The organism is Providencia sp. Marseille-Q8014, from assembly GCF_965112055.1.
In genome coordinates, this window is record NZ_CBCOPT010000001.1 from 419,121 (window position 1) to 441,816 (window position 22,696).

Consider the following 22,696-nt stretch of genomic DNA (forward strand, 5'->3'; position numbering starts at 1 on the left):
TCATTATGTTATTTTTATAATGAGGCTAAAGCCTATTCGCTACAGGGGAGCATAGAGCTCATAACGACCGGTTTGGTAATGAGTAGGAATATAAAAGCGGCCATCAAAGCTATTTTTGTAAGATTTATAACGACCAAACATGCCGGCGGATACTGATGTTGAACGGTACTTAAATGGGTATTGAGTACCATCTAAATAGACGACGGTGATGTGATAATCAGTGATTGGTTTGGTCTGGAGAACTAAGCTATCTTTACTGTTTGCATCCCTTACCATATGAGGAAGGCTATAGTTTACGGCGACCATTTGCCCACGGTAGGAATAGTAGTACCCTTGGATGTTGTGCTTATTCGGAATAGAAAAACGTGCAAAATCCGCATCGGTTATCAAGCCAATAGAATCGAAATACTCACTATAACCTTCGATGGTTATTTCATGATTTTGACTAATAGTAATGGCCTGAAAAGGGCGAGTTCCCTTAATCTCTTTTTGTGCCTGTAAGCGAGAGAAGGTCTCTTCTACGGTATATTCCTCGCCATCTATATTTCTGGCCCCTTGAATTTCCGCCATCATTAATTGGACGATTTCTGTTGAAGGTGTTGGATGCTGCCAACGCACATTCGCACAGGCACTCAATAAGCATACTGATAATGCGGCAAAGAGCCACAGAGGCCATTTTTTAGCAGTCATAGTGGATTTGATAATAGTGGAAAGAGAATGCAGTATAGACTGACAAGCCTAGTTAAAAAGTAGCTAAAAAAGGGATAAACCTCATCCATGAAGTTTATCTCTGATAATTTAACGGCCTAGGTAGCCATCCCAATCTTTCCAAACAGGTTGTAATCCTGAACGGATCAGTGATTCGGCAACTTGGGCAGCGCTACGATTATCGTGTGGGGAAAATTGTTCTAATTCCGCATGGTCATCGGCATAGCCGCCCGGTTGTGTTTTGGAGCCCGCACTCACATTATTAATGGCTAGAGGGACAACATGATCGCGGAAATAAGGGGATTCACGAGTGGAAAGTGATAACTCAATATCTGGGGCTAATAAACGAAAGGCACAAATTAGTTGCACGAGTTCAGCTTCATTCATTAAAGAAGCCGGCTCGATGCCACCAGCACAAGGACGTAATCGCGGAAATGAGATTGAATAGCGGCTTTGCCAATAGTGTTTTTGGAGGTAAATCAGATGTTCTGCCACCATATAGCAGTCAGTTCGCCAGCTATTAGACAAACCAATTAATGCTCCGAGTCCTATCTTATCGATTCCGGCCCGTCCTAAACGGTCTGGAGTTTCTAATCGCCAGTGAAAATCCTGCTTTTTACCTTTTAGGTGGTGCAACTGGTAAGCCGGTTCATGGTAGGTTTCTTGATATACCATGACGCCATCTAGCCCTAAAGCTTTAAGTTCGGCATACTCTTCAGTTGCGAGTGGCTGAACTTCCATCATCAAGGAGCTAAAGTAGCTGCGTATAGTAGGCAAGTGTTCACGAAAATAATCCATCCCAACTTTAGATTGATGTTCACCCGTCACCAGTAACAGGCTATCAAAACCGATTTTACGGATCGTTTCGCATTCATTAATGATTTCATGTTTATCTAAGGTTTTTCGTTTAATGCGATTACTCATCGAAAAACCACAATAAGTGCAATCATTCGCGCATAAATTTGATAGATATAGCGGGACATAAAATCCGACCGTGTTTCCAAAACGTTGTCGTGTCAACTTTTGAGCTTTCTGTGCCAGCTGTTCAAGAAAAGGACGAGCGGCAGGCGAAAGTAACGCCATAAAATCATTGAGTGTTAGGGTGTCGTTAGCAAGTGCCTGTTGTACATCTTGAGCTGTTTTGGCATAGATTTGTAATGTAAGGTCATCCCAATTGAGCTGTTGCCAGCGTTGACGAAAGCTTGTACTCATTGCAGTGCTCCCAAAAATTCGGTTAAGGGGCTGGATGCTTCAGCATGTTGTTTAGGTCTAGCAAGACCGGCTTGCCGAGCGAGTTCTGCTGCTTCTAGGGAAACTCTAAATGCGTTTGCCATCAGTACCGGATCATTAGCAACGGCAATGGCCGTGTTGACTAATACCGCATCGGCGCCCATTTCAATGGCTTCAAGGGCATGGCTAGGAGCACCAATCCCCGCATCAATGACGACAGGAACGGCGGCTTGCTCGATAATGATCCGTAGCATCTCCTTGGTTACTAACCCTTTATTGGTTCCAATCGGCGCACCTAAAGGCATTACGGCCGCACAACCCACCTCTTCGAGCCGTCGACAGAGAACCGGATCTGCACTGCAATAGGGAAGTACCACAAAGCCTTCTTTGACCAACTGCTCTGCTGCAAGAAGGGTTTCAACGGGATCGGGCAGTAGGTATTTGACATCTGGGTGGATTTCTAACTTTACCCAATTCGTACCTAAAGCTTCCCGAGCAAGACGTGCCGCGAAAATGGCTTCTTGAGCATTTTTGGCCCCCGACGTGTTGGGGAGTAGTTTTACGCCAAGTTCTTGTAAAGGTTTTAAAATTCCATCGTCATTGCCACGTAAGTCAACACGTTTCATCGCCATAGTAACGAGCTGGCTACCTGATGCCGTTATTGCCGCTTGCATTAAGGTTGGGTTGGCAAATTTCCCTGTTCCGGTAAATAGACGTGATTGAAAAGTGACATCGGCAATTTTTAACATGATTAGCCTCCAGCGATAGCTTGAAACAATAAAATATTGTCTTGATCATTTAGATGGTGTGAATCCCACTGATGACGAGGAATGATAACTTGGTTAATGGCCAAAGCCGTACCAACGGTACTACGTTCTATCGCGGTAAGTAATTGAGACACCGTTAATGGCGCCTCGAACTCCATTGGTTGGTCGTTAATTATAAGGCGCATGTTTCTTCTCGACAGATAGGACATTGAATAGAAGGGGTTAGCTGCAATGTATTCCATTGTTGCTGTTTGCCATCAAATAAACGCAATTTTCCACTTAAAGAGGAAGGTAACCCAACTAATAGCTTAATCGCCTCTAAGGCTTGTAAGGTGCCAATGACACCAACGACAGGCCCAAGAACACCAGCGGTACGACAGTTACGTTGAGGCTCCGTTTGGTCTGGATATAAACAGGCATAACAACCATGATTAAAAGGAGGCTCGAGCACCATTAACTGTCCACCAAACCCAACAGCACTCCCGCTAACGAGTGTTTTATTGGCTATCACACAGGCTTCATTCACAGCATGACGCGTCGCCATGTTATCGCAACAATCGAGGACTAGATCGACTTGCTCGACAAGTGGCAATAAGCTTTGACTATCTAATTTCTTTTGTAAAACATGGGTTGTCACTAATGGATTAAGGTGTTGCAGTCGTTCTGAGGCCAGCTTAGCTTTTGATTGTGGGATGTCTTCGGTACCGTATAAAACTTGCCTTTGTAAATTAGAGAGATGCAATTCATCGTGGTCAGCAAGCCACAATTCACCCACACCAGCAGCTGTCAAATAAAGGGATGCTGGGGCACCTAAACCACCGAGACCAACAATGAGCACTTTACTGTTTTTCAGCTTGGCTTGACCTTCTAGCCCAATATCTTCAAGCAATAGCTGGCGGCTGTAACGCATAAATTCGTGATCATTTAACATGATAAACTCCTCGAATTCACCTACAGCTACAAGAAAGTATGCTGTAGGTTTGATTCAGGTAATCAATGATTTTCTACGAGGCGCAAAAGTGTTTTTGTTGCCTCTAGCCAATCGTCCGCTTTGGTAATTGCACTTACTAAGGCAACACTACCCACCCCAGTTGCGAGTACGGCGGGCACTTTATCGATAGAAATGCCACCGATAGCAACGGTTGGATAGTCTGGAGTCGCCTCCACCATGGCTTTTAGCGTGTTTAATCCTTGAGGAGATGACGGCATTTCTTTAGTTTGTGTCGGGAAAATATGCCCCATCGCAATATAAGAAGGACGCACTGATTTTGCGATGGCGAGTTCATGCTCATCATGGGTTGAGATACCTAAACGTAGCCCCGCTTGATGAATAGCAAGTAGATCGGCGGTTTCTAGGTCTTCTTGACCGAGGTGCACACCATAGGCAGCAAACTCAATGGCTAAACGCCAATAGTCATTGATAAATAACCGTGCATGATGTTTTTTGCCTAAAGCTATCGCTTGTTGGATATCATCACGAACTTCATCTTCACGCTTATCTTTTATACGGAGCTGTATGGTTGTGACGCCTGCATTGAGTAGACGATCAATCCATTCGACAGAGTCGACTACGGGATACAGGCCGAGTCGATGTTCTGTGGGGGCAAAAGGTGTATTAGGCAATTTTGTCATCGGACACGACCTCAGCGCTATGATATAACTCACTACCATGGGCTCGGAAAGCTTCGGACATTTGTTCCATTCCCGCTTCTTTTTGTGCCGCATAGTCACGTACTTCCTGCGAAATTTTCATTGAGCAGAATTTAGGGCCGCACATAGAGCAGAAATGAGCAACTTTCCCAGAAGCTTGCGGTAAGGTTTCGTCGTGATAAGCACGGGCAGTATCAGGATCGAGTGCGAGGTTGAATTGGTCTTCCCAGCGGAACTCAAAACGTGCTTTGGACATGGCATTATCACGAATTTGTGCACCGGGATGGCCTTTGGCAAGATCAGCGGCATGCGCTGCGATTTTATAGGTAATCAACCCTTGCTTAACGTCTTCTTTATTGGGTAAACCCAGATGCTCTTTAGGCGTGACATAACACAGCATTGCGCAACCAAACCAACCAATCATGGCGGCTCCAATGCCTGATGTGAAATGGTCATAGCCCGGTGCAATATCGGTAGTCAAAGGGCCTAATGTATAAAATGGTGCTTCATGGCAGTGCTCAAGCTCTTCAGTCATGTTACGACGGATCATCTGCATTGGCACATGCCCCGGCCCTTCAATCATCACCTGTACATCATATTCCCATGCAATTTTTGTCAATTCACCAAGCGTGTGTAACTCGGCAAATTGTGCAGCATCGTTTGCATCTTGAATGGAGCCAGGGCGTAAACCATCCCCTAATGATAAAGAAACATCATAAGCCGCACAGATTTCGCAAATTTCACGGAAATTTTCATACAAGAAATTTTCTTGATGATGAGAGAGGCACCATTTCGCCATAATCGAGCCACCGCGAGAGACAATGCCTGTCAAACGCTTCGCGGTCATTGGAACATAACGCAATAATACGCCTGCATGGATGGTGAAGTAATCGACGCCTTGTTCTGCCTGTTCAAGTAACGTATCACGGAACATTTCCCATGTTAGGTTTTCGGCGACACCGTTGACTTTCTCTAATGCTTGATAAATAGGAACAGTACCGATAGGCACAGGGCTATTGCGTAGAATCCATTCGCGAGTTTCATGAATATAGCGTCCAGTAGACAGATCCATCACGGTATCTGCCCCCCAGCGAGTAGACCAAATCAGTTTCTCGACTTCTTCTTCAATGGATGAAGTGACCGATGAGTTACCGATATTGGCATTCACCTTCACTAAGAAGTTACGGCCGATAATCATGGGCTCTGATTCAGGGTGATTGATATTGGCGGGTATGATGGCACGACCCGCTGCGACTTCTTGACGAACGAATTCAGGCGTGATGTTTTCCGGTAGATTCGCCCCAAAACTTTGTCCTGGATGCTGCTGCCTTAATACCTCACCACGAATACGTTCACGGCCCATATTTTCACGAATGGCGATAAATTCCATTTCCGGGGTAATAATACCTTGGCGAGCATAGTGTAACTGAGTGACACGCTTGCCAGAGATCGCTTTTAATGGGCGAGGGCGATGATTAAACCTTAAATGGTCTAGCCCCGCATCAGCGAGTCGCTGTTGTGTAAAATCAGAGCTGAGGTTATCAACCTGAACAGTATCATTACGTTCGCGGATCCAACCTTCACGGATCTTTTTTAATCCTTTATGGACATTCAGTTCCGAGTCTGGGTCACCATAAGGACCCGACGTATCATAAACGGGCACCGCTTCATTATCTTCAAATTGTGGATTATCTTTATCACCACCAATCAGTGTTGGCGAGAGTTGAATTTCTCGCATAGGTACCTGAATATCCTCTCTCGATCCCGTTAAATAGATACGTTTGGAATTAGGGAATGAGACGCCAGAAACCGTGTTAATGAAGTTTTCAGCAGCATCACGTTGCGCTTTTCGCGTTCGTGCAGGTGCAGCTTTAGGTGAAAGGTCAGTTGTAGGGATAATATTATTTTGGGACATAGCAATTTCCTGACATTGTCACGAACGATTATGCGGTATGCATAGCGTTCTGGTTTATCGTAAGAAAGTTGCTTGTCTGGAGTTCGGATGGAGTAATAGTAAGATGTTGCGCTTTCATTTTGCTGTGCTGTTAGTTTCGCCATATTGTGAGTTTTTTCATCAATATCAATATGAGCTGCGAAATAAACAAAATTGGGCGCTAAATGATTACTCTTGTTCCCTTCGCGGGTATTAACCCGATCAGGTTCCGCGGATCCCGAATTAACGGTCTCAGCTCGTGGTATACACCACTGAGCACTCCGACAAGAGACTCCAGTATAGTGTTCTCTGGGTTATTCTCAAGCATTTTCCTTGTCATCCTTCACACGATAAGTGTGTTGGCTGCGCTCAGCGACCCAAGTCACATACGTGTGTATGCTCCTTGGGATATCTTTGCTTTCCTATATGCGCTTTAGAGGAAGTGACATATGCATGGTTTCGAGGAATGGCATATACATGGCTTAAAGGAAAAGAATATTTTAATAATGGCGTATTCAAACTAAAAATAAGGTTAAAGTTGCCACGTATATTGTCGCCAGTTATTTTCTTCCGCTGCCCGTTGTAGTTTTTGATCGCCATTAACAATAAACACTTCATCCGCAAATTGACACATAGGAAGGTCGTTAGCGGAATCAGTATAAAAATAGATATAGGCATCGGTAATTGGCTGGTGGCGGATCCACTGGAGGAGCCGTTTGACTTTACCTTCTTTAAATGTCGCAATACCTTCGACTTCATCGGTATAGCAGCCATTTTGCTGCTTTATATCGATCCCCATTACAACGTCAGCGCCTAAACGTTCGGCGATTTTTTTCACAATAAATGAGACTGTTGCGGAGATCACTATGATCGGAATGCCGTGTTGTCGATAATTTTCGATAGTACGGATCCCTTCAGGGTAGATGCGCGGTACCACCATAGTGTCAACAAAATCGGCTAACCAGAGATCAATTTGTGAGGTACTGATCCCAGCTAAAGCCTGTAGGCTAAAACGCAGGTAAGTTGCCATATCCAGCGTACCCGCATTGTATTGTGCCATCATCTGTTTATCCGCTTCGACAAAGCGAGGATCTGTGATAATTTGCTGATCCCACAGGTATTGTGTCCACAACACGCTACTATCACCTTGAATTAAGGTCTCATCTAAATCAAAAACGGCTAATTTATTTTGCATTATGCCTCTTTTTACGATTCGCTAACTAAATGCACGAATTTCATTCTTGTTAAACATTAACTCTAGGCGAGTACCGGGTTCAAAGAGTCGTTCAGACGAACGATTAAGCAAATCAACCGTCATGTTACCCGCAGCCGTATTGACTGAGTAACGAATAATGTTTCCTAGTAGTTGATGATCAAGAATGATTGCATCAACAGGGTGTGAAATATGATCGCCGTAGTGGCGTCCTGTCTCCTTAACATAGATGGATTCAGGGCGAATAGCGAGTGTGCCTTGTAAATTTAGCCCCAATAAGGCATTCGCTTTATCTGCATCGACAAGGTTATAGTGACCCATAAAACGTGCCACAAACTCATTCGCTGGCTGGGTATAAATATTTTCAGCGGTATCACTCTGGATAATAGCGCCTTTATTCATTAAAAAGATGCGATCAGACATGATCATCGCTTCGTCTTGATCATGAGTCACAAAAATCGTCGTGAGTTTTAATTCACGTTGAATATGGCGAATCTGTTGTCGCAGATGTTTACGAATACGTGCATCAAGTGCTGATAATGGCTCATCTAAGAGTAAAATCTGTGGTTTCATCACCAGTGCTCGTGCAAGGGCTACCCGCTGACGTTGTCCCCCTGAAAGCTGATGAGGAAACTGATGTTCTTTACCTTGTAATTCAACCATTTCAATAACTTCTGCTACTGCTTTTCTTCGTTCCTGACACTCTACTTTGCGCATTTTTAAGCCGAAAGCGATGTTATCTTCAATAGTCATATTCGGAAATAAGGCATAGCTTTGAAAAACCATACCGATCCCACGTTGCTGAGCAGCTTGGTGGGTTATATTTTGACGATTAATATACAGCTCACCATGATCCGGTTGTTCGAGTCCTGCAATACAGCGTAATAATGTCGATTTTCCGCAGCCACTGGGCCCGAGTAAGGTGATGAATTCACCTTTTTCAATTGTGAATTGGATATTTGAGAAGACGTGATTTTGGCCGAATGATTTACTCAAATTTTCAGCAATGACATAACTCATTATTTATCTCCAGAGCGACTCATTCGAGTTGCTAACCATGTGAGAAGCAATGTAAATAGGAAATAAGACATCACTAACGCAGAGGTAAAATGCCCACTGGTTTGACGCATATTAAATAGATAGATTTGCAGGGTTTCATAACGTGTACCGACCAAAATGTTGGCAAAGACGAATTCACCCATTAAAAATGAAAATGAAATTAATAGAGATACCAATAGGCCTTTACGAATATTCGGTAACACAATCAATAAAAAAGCCTTGAAAGTACTTGCACCTAACAAATGTGCCGCATCCATCAAATCATGCAGGTTGATCCCTTGAAAACTGTTTGCTAACGCACGGTACATAAAAGGTAGGGTGATAGTGAAATAAGTACCGATGAGTATCCACGGAGTGCCGACCAACATAAAAGGTTCATCGGCAAAAATTTGTAATAATCCGACGGATGAAACCACCGGTGGAATTGCAAAAGGAAGAATAATCAGGAGATCCATCAATCCTTTTAGTTTCGGGAAACGATAAAACACGGCAAATGTCATCGGTAAAATAACTAGCGTACTCACCAACAGCGTGCCGAAACAGATAATCAGAGAGCGTCCGAAGGCCAACAAAAATCGAGGGTCTTGCCAGAGTTGTAAATACCATTTTAGCGAGAGGGCATCGGGTAACACCGTTGCTCCCCATTGTGTCGCGATAGAATAAATAAATGTCGCCACGATAGGCAGGGCAAGCAGGCTCGCGACGCTAATCAGGATTAATTTATGTAACCAAAGGCCAGACGTTTGGTGTGATTTGGTCGTAAGGCTATAACTTGGCATGATAGCTCCGTTTTAACAGCCAATGATGGATGGCGGTGATAAAACCAAGGATCGCAATCAGCAATACCGATAATGCAGCCGCCATATTAGGTTCTAAGTAGAGGTCACCTGATACAAGGCTAGCGATACGAATCGTAATTAGGTTGTAGTTTCCACTCGTCAGTGCGTAAGTACTGGCATAGGCTCCAACCGCATTAGCGACTAAAATAATAAATGTACCGAGTAATGCAGGCGCGAGGACAGGGATTGCGACTTTGCACCAGTAGGCCAATTTACTGGCTCCCATTGTTTTGGCGGCATCTTCCCATTCCGGTTTTAGCGCATCAAAAGCAGGGTAGAGTAATAGGATCCCAAGTGGAATTTGAAAATAAATATACAGTACCATTAACCCACTAGCGCTATAGATATTGAACTCTTCAATGATCCCCCACGCCTTGAGTTGTAAAGTAATCGCACCGTTAAAACCGAGAATAATGATAAAGGCAAACGCGAGGGGGACACCGCTGAAATTACTGGCCATGGTAGTAAAAGAGATCATCATGCTGCGAATTCGCCCCTGCATTTTATAAATAGAAAAGGCAGTGATAGCGGAAACGAGCAACCCAACGATACTACAAATGACTGATAGCCATAATGTATTTTCAAAGGCCTGCAAATAAAAATCGTTGCTAACAATCTCAGCATAATTCGCAAAAGACCAACTTTCTTCATAGATAAAACTATTAACCAATACCCAAATCATTGGTGCGATTTGAAATAGACAAAATAAAATGAAAAAAGGTACGGTTAAAAGTGCCGCTTGCCAGCGCAAACGCGAGAAACATTTTTTGCCCATCAGTATTCTCCCCAGCGGGGGGCTGGCTTGCTCACAAGGGGGGCTAACATCCGCCATTAGTTACCTCCTACCAATAATTCGTTACAGACTTGTTTATCTGCATGATCAATATTGAGTAGAGTACAAATGGTTCCACAGAGCGCGGTTTGTTCAATATGGCATTGCGCATGATGTGAAAACTTATCCCCAATAACAAACAATGGAACATGTCGTTCTTCTGGGAGTATGCCACCATGGCTATGATCCTTATTCATACCATGATCGCTGGTAATGATGATTTGATAGCCTTGCTCAATCCATGTTGGGAGATAATTCGCGAGGATAATATCCGCCTTCCGTGCACTATTACGATATTGTGAGGAGTCCAGTCCGAATTTATGGCCGGTATCATCAATATTCATTGGATGGATCAATAAGAAATCAGGATGATATTGGGTACGTAGATATTCAGCATCGACGAACAGATGATCATCGGGGTAATGATCCGCTTGATAAAAGCAGCCATATTGAATTGCGAGTTGTGTATCGCAAGTAAAGCGGTCTCGAGTGGCGACAAAAGGCGCTCTATTGTACAGTTCACTAACCCAATAATAGGCCGCAGCGGCAGTGGTTTTTTCTGCTTTTCGTGCAAGTGAAAAAATACTTTCAAAGTGGGATAAACGTACGATGTCATTATTGACAATGCCGCTATTTGCAGGAGAAATCCCCGTCAAAATGCATTCATATAGAGGCCGAGACATCGAGGGCAACTCACTCTCCATTTTATAAAGCGTGGCTTGGTCAGCTTCAATCAATGCATTGAGATAGCCCATGCAATCATGGGCTACTGAATAGGTTAGGCCGTCAAGGACAACAAGTATAACTTTATCAGACATGAGAAATTTTATTCCTAAAGGCACATTATTGCTGGTGAATTAAGACTTGTTGTTGCCACATTTTGGGTAATGTGCGAGAAGATTTTTCCCACCCTTCGGCATCTTTAATGGGGTGCACATTCTTATATTGTTCATCCGGTAACAATTTAGCTTTAATATCATCGGGTAATGTTAGATATTCGGCACGAATAGGACGCGCATAACCTTCCGCTAAATTGATTTGTCCCTTGTCACTAAAGATAAATTCACGCGCTAATTTTGCTGCATTAGGGTTTTTTGCATATTTATTAATGATGGTGGTGTAGCCAGAAATAACAGAGCCATCAGAGGGAATGACAACCGTAAAACGATCACGATTGATTTGGTCACGATAATTTAGCGCATTGAAATCCCAGAGGATACCAACTTCAACTTCGCCTTTTTCGATATTGGCGACCGTAGGGTCATTAACGGATAGACGTTTTTGTTTGGCTAATTCACCAAAAAACTCGATAGCAGGCTGTAAATTGTTTTCATCACCACCACGAGCAAAAGCAGCGGCTAAGACAGCATTATTCGCTTGGGCGGCAATACCCACATCACCCACAGTCACTCTATATTTGCCTTTCAATAGGTCATCCCAACTTTTTGGGGCATCTTTGACGAGATCGTTGTTAATCATAAAGGCGATCGTTCCAGTATAAGCGAGGGCCCAGTGACCCTCTTTATCTTTTGCCCAATCAGGAATTTGTGACCATGTGGTAGGTTTGTAAGGCTGAGTAACCCCTTTTAGTACGGCAACAGGGCCAAATGATGCACCCACATCACCAATATCGGCAGTGGCGTTGTTTTTCTCTGCGGCAAACTTTGCAATTTCTTGTGCAGAGCTCATGTCCGTATCTTGATGTTTCAATCCGTAGGTTTTTTCGAGATCTTGCCAAGTTCCTTTCCAGTTAGCCCAAGTGTCTGGCATACCAACACTGTAAACTTGTCCTTCTTGTTTGGCTGCATTAATTAATGGGGTTAAATCAGCATCATTCGCTAAAGCAAGGCTTGATGTTGTTAGAGAAATCAAAACAGCAGGTACGATCGCTTTCATTTTCTTCTCACTATAGTGGAGGCGTATTGGTTAATTAGCATGCTAATTTTCTAACGTGACAGTGAGTTGACGGTTTTGTGACACTTTTTCGATATTTTGTGGAAGAAATTGTCTAAAAAGTGTCAAAAATAACCACTAAAAATGACGCATTACATCGTATTAGGCCACGCGTTTTTACATCCATTCATGACGTTAACTACCGACAGCGTATAGATCATGGATTGACGGCGTGCACGCTCCCTTTTTCACTAGCAGCGATAGTGTGATGCTTCATTTACAGGTTGCCTAGTTGCTCCTCCAGATATTTAATAGAGAAAGAGTAAAAATTGTTTATATCAATAAAAGATGTGAAAAATGAAAAAAGTAACATTAGTTGGAACAGAGCAAGGCTGGTGGTTTGTTTGTTTTGCTGGACGTTTATGGTTACCACAAGGCGATGTGCCGCATGGAACGGCAAGTGACTGGTTATTATCCGGAAAAATTGCAACGCCGATTGGTGAGTGGCAAGGTGAAACCGTTTGGCTGATTGCTGAAAAAATGCCCGCAGATATGGCATCGCCTCGTTTGGTCGCTTCACAAGATGAAGGGTTGTTTCGTTTAGCAGGAAGAGGGGTACAACTCGCGGAATTTTACCGTTCACATCGCTATTGTGGATACTGTGGAACGGCGATGCGCCATAGTACAACCGAATGGGCATGTCTTTGTGACCATTGTCATGAGCGCTACTATCCACAAATTGCTCCTTGCATTATTGTCGCTATTCGTCGTGATGACCACATATTACTGGCTCAGCATCGTCGCCATACTCAAAACCCTCTCTTTACTGTGCTTGCGGGGTTTGTTGAAGTCGGTGAAACATTAGAAGAAGCTGTTGCGCGCGAAGTCATGGAAGAAAGTGGTATCAAAGTTCGCCATATTCGCTATGTGTCTTCTCAGCCTTGGCCATTTCCACACTCTTTGATGATGGGGTTTCTTGCCGATTATGAAAGCGGTGAAATCAACGTTGATCCGAAGGAATTAGTCAGTGCTGGGTGGTATCACTACAACAATTTACCGAAAATCCCTCCGAGTGACACTATTGCGAGACGTTTAATTGAGGATACCGTGGCACTCTGTCGCCAAGAGGACTATTGAGCGCCTAAATTGCCTAGGCGCTGATATTGTTATCTTTAACATGATATACTGAGCTTGCTTCAAGTTGTCGTGTTGTTGACTATGTTCATGTGTTTGCGTTGTATAACTATCAATGATCGAGTGACTCACCCTCTTGTTGCTTAGCAGCATCTCAAATTTTTGGAGTATACGAGTGTCACCCTTAGCCATTTGCGGCGGCCACTGATTATAATGGAGTAAATAATGACTGAGTTGAAAAATGACCGCTATCTACGTGCCTTGCTACGTCAGCCTGTAGATACCACCCCTGTATGGATGATGCGTCAAGCAGGGCGTTACCTACCGGAGTACAAAGCAACTCGCGCACAGGCTGGTGATTTTATTTCTCTGTGCAAAAACACTGAACTGGCCTGTGAAGTGACACTTCAGCCATTACGCCGTTTTCCATTAGATGCTGCAATTCTCTTTTCTGATATTCTGACTATTCCCGATGCAATGGGGCTTGGTCTCTATTTTGAGACTGGGGAAGGCCCTCGTTTCAAAAAGCCCATTACGAGCCTGAGTGATATTAAAAAGATTCCTGTGCCTGACCCTGAAATGGAACTGGGTTATGTGATGGATGCGGTTAGAGCGATCCGTAAAGCGCTGAATGGCGATGTACCTCTTATTGGTTTTTCGGGAAGTCCTTGGACCCTTGCCACTTACATGATTGAAGGTGGAAGCAGTAAAGCATTCACTAAAATCAAAAAAATGATGTATGAAGAGCCAAATGCCCTTCACTTATTGCTCGATAAGCTAGCGGATAGCGTTATTTTATATTTAAATGCGCAAATTCGTGCGGGTGCTCAATCGGTGATGATCTTTGACACATGGGGTGGTGTACTGACAAAGCGTGATTACCAACAATTCTCGCTCCACTATATGCATAAGATCATTGATGGCCTACAGCGTGAAAACGAAGGTCGCCGTGTGCCTGTGACGTTATTTACAAAGGGGGGCGGGCAATGGCTAGAAGAGATGGCGGCAACGGGTTGTGATGCTTTAGGATTGGATTGGACAACGGAAATTGCCGATGCGCGCCGTCGTGTTGGTGATAAAGTTGCATTGCAGGGCAATATGGATCCATCAATGTTATATGCGCCAGTACCGCGTATCGAAGAAGAAGTTAAAAATATACTTGCGGGCTTTGGTCAAGGTAATGGGCATGTCTTTAACTTAGGCCATGGTATTCATCAAGATGTTCCGCCTGAGCATGCGGGAGCATTCGTAGAAGCCGTTCATCGTTTTTCACGTCAATACCATCAATAGTTGATCGGTTTTTAAACAGCGTACTGATATATTCTTGTAAGTACGCTGTTATCTTCTATCATTAATCGTTAATCATATTTAGTATTGAGTTCACCATGACAATAGATACCCACTTGTTGCGACAACAGCAAATAGAAAACGCACAACGGGTTGTATTACGTGATGAGGATTTACAACCGACTTTGATTGGTGGAGCCGATGTTGGTTTTGAACAACAAGGCGCTATCACACGTGCGGTGATAGCGGTTTTATCTTGGCCCGACTTACAATTGGTTGAATATCAGATTGCACGAATACCGACTCAGTTACCTTATATCCCTGGATTACTCTCTTTTCGTGAAGTGCCCGGGTTGGTAGCGGCTTGGGAACAACTCAATCATAAACCTGAATTAGTGTTAGTTGATGGGCAAGGAATCGCTCATCCTCGACGTTTTGGTGTTGCATGCCATTTTGGCTTACAAGTTGATATTCCCACAATCGGGGTTGCTAAAAGTCGATTGTATGGCGACTATAAATTGGTCGATGAGGAAAAAGACAGTGTCCAACCACTGACCCATGGAGAAGAACCACTTGGATGGGTGCTGAGAAGCAAAAAGCGTTGTAACCCACTGTTTATTTCGCCAGGTCACAAAGTGAGTGTTGACTCTTCCTTAAAATGGGTCGAAGGTTGTTTGAAGGGCTACAGACTCCCAGAGCCAACACGTTTTGCGGATGGAATTGCCTCGAATCGAGCGTTTTTTGAGCGAATGAAAGGGAAATCTAGCTAATTATCAGCAAAATATGTGGCATTGTCCGATTTTCAGGTAAACTGCGAAGCATTAAGATTGATGAGTCAGAAATTATGTTAAGAAATCCCATTCATTTGAGGTTGGAAAAACTAGAAAGCTGGCAACATGTTACTTTTATGGCATGCTTGTGCGAAAGAATGTACCCCAACTTTCAAATGTTTTGCCAACAAAGTTCGTTTGCTGATGCAAAAGTTTACCGCGCCATACTTGATTTGGTTTGGGAAACACTGGTCGTAAAAGATAGCAAAATTAATTTCGACAATCAGTTAGAAAAATTAGAGGAAATCATCCCATCTGCTGATGATTTTGACATGTATGGCGTTTATCCAGCGATTGATGCTTGTATTGCCTTAGGCGAAGTCATTCACTCTAAATTAAGCGGTGAGACCCTGAGTCATGCTATTGCGGTTAGTGAAGTGTCGATTCGTACCGTTGCTATGCTCGAAATGACGCAAGCCGGAAAGGAAATGTCAGAGCAGGAACTAAAAGAATTATCCTCTGTTGAGGAGGAATGGGATATCCAGTGGGAAATTTTCCGTTTACTGGCTGCCTGTGAAGAGCGAGACTTAGAGTTAATTAATGGATTAAAAGCTGACCTCCGCGAGGCGGGAGTCAGTAATATTGGCATTGCAATCAGCTAATTTTCGCGTTTTCATTGATAAAACGTGACTTAGAGCAGTAATGCTGATGACTAAGACTTCACATTTGCCCCTAGACTGGTCTACATTTAGGGGCAAGAAGAGAAGTGGCTATCGGGGGCGTGTATCAGGGGCTGTCAATTTGGCATATCCGACGCACTCGATGCTTTGCAAACGATAAACACACTGTGTAAGGATAATTTATGAACAAGACTGAATTAGTTGATGCTATCGCAGAATCAGCAGATCTGACTAAAGTACAGGCAAAAGCAGCATTAGAATCAACACTGAATGCTATCTCAGAAACGCTGAAAAAAGGCGAGCAAGTACAACTGGTCGGTTTCGGTACTTTCAAAGTCAGCCACCGTGCAGAGCGTACCGGTCGTAACCCGCAAACTCGCGAAGAAATCACTATCCCAGCAACTAACGTTCCTGCTTTCTCTGCCGGTAAAGCACTGAAAGAAGCGGTAAAATAAGAAAGTTGCAAACAAGAATTATCAGGAGGGGGAGACTACGACCCCTTTTGTTCATTCGGAAAGGGTTGCTGGTATTGGGAGCACTCTCAATGCTCAGCGCCTGTTCTTCTCGCTCTAACTTCCCTGAATTTAGTGCAAGTGGATTTATCGCTGATAATGGCGTAATCCGTATGTGGCGTCTGAACGATGCTAAACATGATCCTCAAGTGCTAATGGTGGTTTACAGCCCCTATAAAGGCACCGATACCTCAGTTAATTTCTTTGAATACCGTTCAGGTCAGCTTTGGCAAATCCGTAGCCAGATCTTAAATGCAGGCGAACAAGAAATCATGGAACAGCTTCGCTTTGATAAAAACGATGATGTCGTTTTTATGCAACGCGTAGAAAAAGATCGCAAAACAGCCCTGTCGTCTGATGATATTATCCGCTGGCGTTTTGAAGCGAAACGTATTCTCGATATTAATACAGCCCTAGTTGTTGGTGATGTTAAGTTGTATCAAGGTCACTGGTCACAAGACAAAGTGGTTACTTGTGAAGGCGATACCAAAAAAGTCATCTTTGAGCCTTATGCTCAGAATTGGTTAGAAAATCGGGCAAAGGTGTGGCATAAACAATTAAATATTGCTTGGTTGGAATCGCCCGAAGGAAATCAGCTTTTGATGGTAGCAGATACGGATTTTTGTCGCTGGCAACCTAGTAAAGATTCATTGTAATCTCACCGCTTGTCGTCTTTCGCATTCTCACGTTGTTGGCTTCAGCAACTCACCCCCAGTCACATACCTGTGTATACTCCTGAAGATAAGTTACTGTGCCGCCTAGTTAGGCAACGAAATACTGAGAGCTTTTGTCTGTTAGAAACAAAAACAGAAATACAATAAAAAAGCTGATAAAGCGGTTTTGTTGAAACCTGTTTATCAGCTTAATGGACTGAGTTTTTTGTGGTCGTTACTTCAAACGTGCAATGGCACGATAGCCAATATCTTTACGGTAAAAACTGCCATCCCAATGGATATTTGCCGCGGCTTGATAGGCTTTTTGCTGTGCTTGAGCAATATCATTACCGAGGGCTGTGACACACAGTACGCGCCCGCCAGCCGTTACGACATCGCCATCTTTCAGTTTTGTTCCCGCATGGAACACTTTGCTATCTGTCGCTTCTTCGGTTGGTAAACCGAGGATCACATCACCGTTACGATAGTCGCCAGGGTAACCACCCGCAGCAATAACAATGCCTAATGCAGGGCGCTCATCCCATGATGAACCCTTACCTGCTAACTCACCTTTTGCGCCAGCAAGACATAATTCAACGAGATCAGATTGTAGACGCATCATAATTGGCTGAGTTTCAGGATCACCAAAACGGCAGTTAAACTCGATAACTTTTGGATTGCCTGCTTTGTCAATCATGAGTCCTGCATAGAGAAAACCTTGATAGCGATGACCTTCTGCATCCATCCCTTGCACTGTTGGATAGATAACTTGTTCCATAACGCGTTGGTGGATCTCATCTGTCACAACAGGAGCGGGGGAATATGCCCCCATACCGCCGGTATTCAATCCGGTATCACCATCACCAACACGTTTGTGATCTTGACTGGTTGCCATAGGAATAACATTTTCACCATCCACCATGACGATAAAACTGGCTTCTTCGCCATCAAGGAATTCCTCAATAACGATACGATGACCTGCATCACCAAATGCATTACCCGCAAGCATATCCTGTACGGCATCTTTAGCTTCTTCGAGCGTCATCGCGACGATCACACCTTTACCCGCAGCAAGTCCATCGGCTTTAATTACGATAGGGGCACCGACTCTATCTAAGTAGGCTAATGCTGGTTCTACCTCGGTAAAATTTTGATAGGCAGCGGTTGGGATATTATGGCGAGCTAAGAAGTCCTTAGTAAAAGCCTTAGAGCCTTCTAGCTGAGCCGCTCCTTGAGTCGGCCCAAAAATGGTTAGGCCTGCTTTTTGAAATGCGTCAACCACCCCAAGTACTAAAGGCGCCTCAGGCCCAACAATGGTTAAGCCAATTTGCTTTTCTTTTGCAAACGTTAATAAACCATCAATATCAGTTGCAGAAATAGCAACATTTTCCAGTGATGGTTCTAATGCAGTACCTGCATTACCTGGAGCGACATAAACTTTATCTGCAAGCGGAGATTGTGCCGCTTTCCACGCTAAAGCATGTTCGCGGCCGCCACCACCAATAATTAAAATATTCATACTGTTACCCCACGTTAAATTAATGGCGGAAATGACGCATATTCGTGAAAATCATGGCAATACCATGTTCGTTAGCGGCATCAATGACTTCGTTATCGCGAATAGAGCCTCCAGGCTGGATCACGCAAGTGACACCAACTGCTGCTGCTGCATCAATACCATCTCGGAATGGGAAAAAGGCATCGGATGCCATTGCACAACCTGCGACTTCTAAGCCTTCATCGGCGGCTTTGATACCCGCTATTTTGGCTGAGTAGACTCGACTCATTTGGCCTGCACCAATTCCAATTGTCATATCGTTTTTGGCATACACAATCGCATTGGACTTCACAAATTTAGCCACCTTCCAGCAGAACATAGCATCTTTTAATTCACGTTCAGTCGGTTGACGTTTTGTGACTACACGTAGCTCATCGGCCTGAACCATGCCTAAATCACGATCTTGTACTAGCAAACCGCCATTAACACGTTTGAAATCTAGCCCCGCAATAGGTTTATTCCACTCTCCACAGGTCAGAACTCGAACATTTTGCTTTGTTGCTAATATAGAAAGCGCATCGTCTGCAACGGTTGGCGCGATAATGACTTCAACGAATTGACGTTCAATAATGGCTTCGGCGGTCGTTTTATCTAGCATACGGTTAAATGCGATAATGCCACCAAAAGCCGAAGTTGGATCGGTTTTAAATGCACGTTCATACGCCGCGTGGATGTTGTTACCGATTGCAACACCACAAGGGTTAGCGTGTTTGACTATCACACACGCAGGCTCTTCAAAAGATTTTACGCATTCCAAAGCGGCATCTGTGTCCGCTATATTATTATAAGACAATGCCTTGCCTTGGATCTGTGTCGCTGTTGCGATAGACGCTTCTTGAGGATTTTCTTCTATATAGAAAGCGGCATCTTGATGGCTGTTTTCGCCATAGCGCATATCTTGTTTTTTAATGAAATTTAAATTCAAGGTACGAGGAAAGCGTCCGGAGGGCTGTGTTGTATCACCATAATAAGGAGCGACTAGCTCACCAAAATAGTTAGCAATCATGCTGTCATACGCAGCGGTATGTTCGAATGCTTTAATTGCAAGGTCAAAACGTGTGGACCAATTTAATGAATTATCGTGATTATCGAGTTCTTCTATGATTTTTTCGTAATCGAGGCAGTTAACAACAATCGCGACATCTTTATGGTTTTTAGCCGCAGAGCGAACCATTGTTGGCCCACCAATATCGATGTTCTCAACAGCATCTTCTAAAGTGCAATTAGGTTTGGCAACTGTTTGTGCGAATGGATATAAATTTACAACGACCATATCTATCGGCTCGATAGCATGCTGTTGCATGATAGCATCATCTATACCTCGGCGGCCTAAAATACCGCCATGCACTTTAGGGTGTAGTGTTTTTACTCGCCCATCCATCATTTCAGGGAACCCCGTATAGTCTGAAACTTCGGTAACGTTTAACCCTGACTCTGCAAGCAGTTTTGCGGTTCCACCGGTAGAGAGCAGTTCAACACCTCGCTGAGAAAGCGCCTTAGCGAATTCAACAACACCTGTTTTATCAGAAACACTGAGAAGGGCACGACGAATAGGACGAAGCTGTTGCATGAGATAGATCCCTTGGATAAGAAAGCAATAAAACCGTAAGAGTTAGTGGAAAGAGTAAAATGACTCTTCTTATATATATCTATTGTGTGTTGCCATCGCTTAAATGCATCAACATCGTAATAGATAGAGATAACCTACTAACAATTTCAGAACATAAAAACAAAATCAACGATGAATTTTCAGGCTAATTGTAACGCAAACGTTTGCGTAATGCGCGTTATATTTTAATTATTTTTATGATTGTGGATAACATTGTGAATAAGACTGTATAAGGGGGTGTTTTGCTGTGGAATGCATCAATCAAACAAAAAAGTGAAAAAAAGAGTTGCCAGAATTTCCTGACTCCCTATAATGCGCATCCGTTGTCACGACAAACCGCTTCGGTGGTCAGGTTGAAAAAGAAACCCTCGTGATGACTGAGGTGAAAAAGAGAGAAAAAGTTGAAAATAATCACTTGACTTTCTGACAGAAAAACGTAGTATACGACACCTCGCGACAACAACCTAAACGGTTAATATCGAAAGATAAAGTCGCAACGCTCTTTAACAATTTATCAGACAATCTGTGTGGGCACTCACAGGACACTATCAAAAAAATATTTGATTTTAAGTCTTGAAGAGTGACTAACACGTTAATTCATATATGAACTAACAATGTGCAATTCGATTGTGGAAGGATAACGCGAAGGCGAGTGAGCATTTCCGAGACAGTACTGAGGTACGGCGAGGAAAGCGCAGCGAAGCCGACAAAGTTAGCCGAACAGAAGCGAATTGATAAACAGTTTAATTCTTTGAGCATCAGACTACTTTTAATTGAAGAGTTTGATCATGGCTCAGATTGAACGCTGGCGGCAGGCCTAACACATGCAAGTCGAGCGGTAACAGGGGAAGCTTGCTTCCCGCTGACGAGCGGCGGACGGGTGAGTAATGTATGGGGATCTGCCCGATAGAGGGGGATAACTACTGGAAACGGTGGCTAATACCGCATAATCTCTAAGGAGCAAAGCAGGGGACCTTCGGGCCTTGCGCTATCGGATGAACCCATATGGGATTAGCTAGTAGGTGGGGTAATGGCTCACCTAGGCGACGATCCCTAGCTGGTCTGAGAGGATGATCAGCCACACTGGGACTGAGACACGGCCCAGACTCCTACGGGAGGCAGCAGTGGGGAATATTGCACAATGGGCGCAAGCCTGATGCAGCCATGCCGCGTGTATGAAGAAGGCCCTAGGGTTGTAAAGTACTTTCAGTCGGGAGGAAGGCGTTGATGCTAATATCATCAACGATTGACGTTACCGACAGAAGAAGCACCGGCTAACTCCGTGCCAGCAGCCGCGGTAATACGGAGGGTGCAAGCGTTAATCGGAATTACTGGGCGTAAAGCGCACGCAGGCGGTTGATTAAGTTAGATGTGAAATCCCCGGGCTTAACCTGGGAATGGCATCTAAGACTGGTCAGCTAGAGTCTTGTAGAGGGGGGTAGAATTCCATGTGTAGCGGTGAAATGCGTAGAGATGTGGAGGAATACCGGTGGCGAAGGCGGCCCCCTGGACAAAGACTGACGCTCAGGTGCGAAAGCGTGGGGAGCAAACAGGATTAGATACCCTGGTAGTCCACGCTGTAAACGATGTCGATTTGGAGGTTGTGCCCTTGAGGCGTGGCTTCCGGAGCTAACGCGTTAAATCGACCGCCTGGGGAGTACGGCCGCAAGGTTAAAACTCAAATGAATTGACGGGGGCCCGCACAAGCGGTGGAGCATGTGGTTTAATTCGATGCAACGCGAAGAACCTTACCTACTCTTGACATCCAGAGAATTTAGCAGAGATGCTTTAGTGCCTTCGGGAACTCTGAGACAGGTGCTGCATGGCTGTCGTCAGCTCGTGTTGTGAAATGTTGGGTTAAGTCCCGCAACGAGCGCAACCCTTATCCTTTGTTGCCAGCGATTCGGTCGGGAACTCAAAGGAGACTGCCGGTGATAAACCGGAGGAAGGTGGGGATGACGTCAAGTCATCATGGCCCTTACGAGTAGGGCTACACACGTGCTACAATGGCGTATACAAAGAGAAGCGACCTCGCGAGAGCAAGCGGAACTCATAAAGTACGTCGTAGTCCGGATTGGAGTCTGCAACTCGACTCCATGAAGTCGGAATCGCTAGTAATCGTAGATCAGAATGCTACGGTGAATACGTTCCCGGGCCTTGTACACACCGCCCGTCACACCATGGGAGTGGGTTGCAAAAGAAGTAGGTAGCTTAACCTTCGGGAGGGCGCTTACCACTTTGTGATCCATGACTGGGGTGAAGTCGTAACAAGGTAACCGTAGGGGAACCTGCGGTTGGATCACCTCCTTACCATTGAAGTGTTCTTGTGAAGTGTTCACACAGATTGTCTGATGAAAAGTAGAGCAATA

At 44.3% G+C, this 22,696-nt stretch carries 21 protein-coding genes, 1 rRNA gene and 1 riboswitch; of the genes, 7 read left to right on the top strand and 15 right to left on the bottom strand.

What is annotated here, in order from left to right:
• Positions 1 to 39: 39 nt before the first annotated feature.
• From ACWPW6_RS01805 to ACWPW6_RS01865, 13 genes are all read right to left on the bottom strand, one after another.
• Complete coding sequence (locus ACWPW6_RS01805; protein ID WP_249999715.1) at positions 40 to 690, bottom strand: hypothetical protein; 651 nt, start codon at positions 688 to 690, stop codon at positions 40 to 42.
• Between the two features lie 108 nt (positions 691 to 798).
• Entirely contained in the window at positions 799 to 1,920 is a 1,122-nt protein-coding gene (gene thiH / locus ACWPW6_RS01810; RefSeq protein WP_196714217.1) for a 2-iminoacetate synthase ThiH, read from the bottom strand.
• Positions 1,917 to 2,687, bottom strand: a complete 771-nt coding sequence (locus ACWPW6_RS01815; RefSeq protein WP_154624788.1) for a thiazole synthase — start codon at positions 2,685 to 2,687, stop codon at positions 1,917 to 1,919. The genes thiH and ACWPW6_RS01815 overlap by 4 nt, the downstream gene beginning before the upstream one ends.
• A gap of 2 nt (positions 2,688 to 2,689) precedes the next feature.
• Positions 2,690 to 2,890, bottom strand: a complete 201-nt coding sequence (thiS, locus tag ACWPW6_RS01820) for a sulfur carrier protein ThiS (RefSeq protein WP_196714216.1) — start codon at positions 2,888 to 2,890, stop codon at positions 2,690 to 2,692.
• Positions 2,878 to 3,636: a HesA/MoeB/ThiF family protein gene (locus ACWPW6_RS01825; protein WP_249999717.1), complete on the bottom strand. Its 759-nt coding sequence runs from the start codon at positions 3,634 to 3,636 to the stop codon at positions 2,878 to 2,880. The genes thiS and ACWPW6_RS01825 overlap by 13 nt, the downstream gene beginning before the upstream one ends.
• 62 nt (positions 3,637 to 3,698) lie before the next feature.
• Positions 3,699 to 4,337, bottom strand: coding sequence for a thiamine phosphate synthase (thiE, locus tag ACWPW6_RS01830; protein ID WP_154624791.1), 639 nt, complete (start codon positions 4,335 to 4,337; stop codon positions 3,699 to 3,701).
• Positions 4,321 to 6,270 carry a phosphomethylpyrimidine synthase ThiC gene (thiC, locus tag ACWPW6_RS01835; protein WP_163860565.1) on the bottom strand — a complete coding sequence of 650 codons (1,950 nt, stop codon included), beginning with the start codon at positions 6,268 to 6,270 and terminating at the stop codon, positions 4,321 to 4,323. The genes thiE and thiC overlap by 17 nt, the downstream gene beginning before the upstream one ends.
• Before the next feature lie 200 nt (positions 6,271 to 6,470).
• Positions 6,471 to 6,582: riboswitch (TPP riboswitch) on the bottom strand.
• Positions 6,583 to 6,820: 238 nt separating this feature from the next.
• Complete coding sequence (locus ACWPW6_RS01840; RefSeq protein ID WP_154624793.1) at positions 6,821 to 7,483, bottom strand: HAD family hydrolase; 663 nt, start codon at positions 7,481 to 7,483, stop codon at positions 6,821 to 6,823.
• 21 nt (positions 7,484 to 7,504) lie between these two features.
• Complete coding sequence (locus tag ACWPW6_RS01845) at positions 7,505 to 8,521, bottom strand: ABC transporter ATP-binding protein (RefSeq protein ID WP_163860566.1); 1,017 nt, start codon at positions 8,519 to 8,521, stop codon at positions 7,505 to 7,507.
• Positions 8,521 to 9,339, bottom strand: coding sequence for an ABC transporter permease (locus tag ACWPW6_RS01850; RefSeq protein ID WP_154624795.1), 819 nt, complete (start codon positions 9,337 to 9,339; stop codon positions 8,521 to 8,523). The genes ACWPW6_RS01845 and ACWPW6_RS01850 overlap by 1 nt, the downstream gene beginning before the upstream one ends.
• On the bottom strand, positions 9,326 to 10,231 hold the full coding sequence (locus ACWPW6_RS01855) for an ABC transporter permease (RefSeq protein ID WP_257759951.1): 906 nt from the start codon (positions 10,229 to 10,231) through the stop codon (positions 9,326 to 9,328). Before ACWPW6_RS01855 ends, ACWPW6_RS01850 begins: the two co-directional genes overlap by 14 nt.
• Complete coding sequence (locus ACWPW6_RS01860; protein ID WP_154624797.1) at positions 10,231 to 11,049, bottom strand: alkaline phosphatase family protein; 819 nt, start codon at positions 11,047 to 11,049, stop codon at positions 10,231 to 10,233. Before ACWPW6_RS01860 ends, ACWPW6_RS01855 begins: the two co-directional genes overlap by 1 nt.
• 25 nt (positions 11,050 to 11,074) lie before the next feature.
• A complete protein-coding gene (locus ACWPW6_RS01865; RefSeq protein WP_154624798.1) occupies positions 11,075 to 12,127 on the bottom strand; it encodes an ABC transporter substrate-binding protein in 1,053 nt (350 codons plus the stop codon).
• A 354-nt stretch (positions 12,128 to 12,481) separates the two neighbouring features.
• Between ACWPW6_RS01865 and nudC the strand changes: the two genes are divergently transcribed.
• The 6 genes from nudC (at position 12,482) to ACWPW6_RS01895 (ending at position 17,163) form a co-directional block, all read left to right on the top strand.
• Positions 12,482 to 13,261 carry an NAD(+) diphosphatase gene (gene nudC / locus ACWPW6_RS01870; protein ID WP_154624799.1) on the top strand — a complete coding sequence of 260 codons (780 nt, stop codon included), beginning with the start codon at positions 12,482 to 12,484 and terminating at the stop codon, positions 13,259 to 13,261.
• Positions 13,262 to 13,483: 222 nt separating this feature from the next.
• Complete coding sequence (hemE, locus tag ACWPW6_RS01875) at positions 13,484 to 14,548, top strand: uroporphyrinogen decarboxylase (protein WP_154624800.1); 1,065 nt, start codon at positions 13,484 to 13,486, stop codon at positions 14,546 to 14,548.
• 95 nt (positions 14,549 to 14,643) lie between these two features.
• Positions 14,644 to 15,315, top strand: a complete 672-nt coding sequence (gene nfi / locus ACWPW6_RS01880) for a deoxyribonuclease V (RefSeq protein ID WP_196714209.1) — start codon at positions 14,644 to 14,646, stop codon at positions 15,313 to 15,315.
• Positions 15,316 to 15,389: 74 nt separating this feature from the next.
• Positions 15,390 to 15,977, top strand: a complete 588-nt coding sequence (locus ACWPW6_RS01885) for a YjaG family protein (RefSeq protein ID WP_154624802.1) — start codon at positions 15,390 to 15,392, stop codon at positions 15,975 to 15,977.
• A gap of 200 nt (positions 15,978 to 16,177) precedes the next feature.
• Positions 16,178 to 16,450 (top strand): HU family DNA-binding protein, encoded by a 273-nt coding sequence (locus tag ACWPW6_RS01890; RefSeq protein WP_004924821.1) that lies wholly within the window; start codon positions 16,178 to 16,180, stop codon positions 16,448 to 16,450.
• A gap of 89 nt (positions 16,451 to 16,539) precedes the next feature.
• Positions 16,540 to 17,163: a DUF1481 domain-containing protein gene (locus ACWPW6_RS01895; protein WP_154624803.1), complete on the top strand. Its 624-nt coding sequence runs from the start codon at positions 16,540 to 16,542 to the stop codon at positions 17,161 to 17,163.
• Positions 17,164 to 17,395: 232 nt separating this feature from the next.
• Here the strand turns inward: ACWPW6_RS01895 and purD are convergent, their stop codons facing one another.
• Together purD and purH are read right to left on the bottom strand one after the other, a co-directional pair.
• Positions 17,396 to 18,679 (bottom strand): phosphoribosylamine--glycine ligase, encoded by a 1,284-nt coding sequence (gene purD / locus ACWPW6_RS01900; RefSeq protein WP_163860569.1) that lies wholly within the window; start codon positions 18,677 to 18,679, stop codon positions 17,396 to 17,398.
• Between the two features lie 19 nt (positions 18,680 to 18,698).
• Positions 18,699 to 20,288 carry a bifunctional phosphoribosylaminoimidazolecarboxamide formyltransferase/IMP cyclohydrolase gene (gene purH, locus ACWPW6_RS01905; protein WP_154624805.1) on the bottom strand — a complete coding sequence of 530 codons (1,590 nt, stop codon included), beginning with the start codon at positions 20,286 to 20,288 and terminating at the stop codon, positions 18,699 to 18,701.
• 809 nt (positions 20,289 to 21,097) lie between these two features.
• Here purH and ACWPW6_RS01910 point away from each other — a divergent pair.
• Positions 21,098 to 22,637: ribosomal RNA gene (locus tag ACWPW6_RS01910) — 16S ribosomal RNA — on the top strand.
• Positions 22,638 to 22,696: the final 59 nt, after the last annotated feature.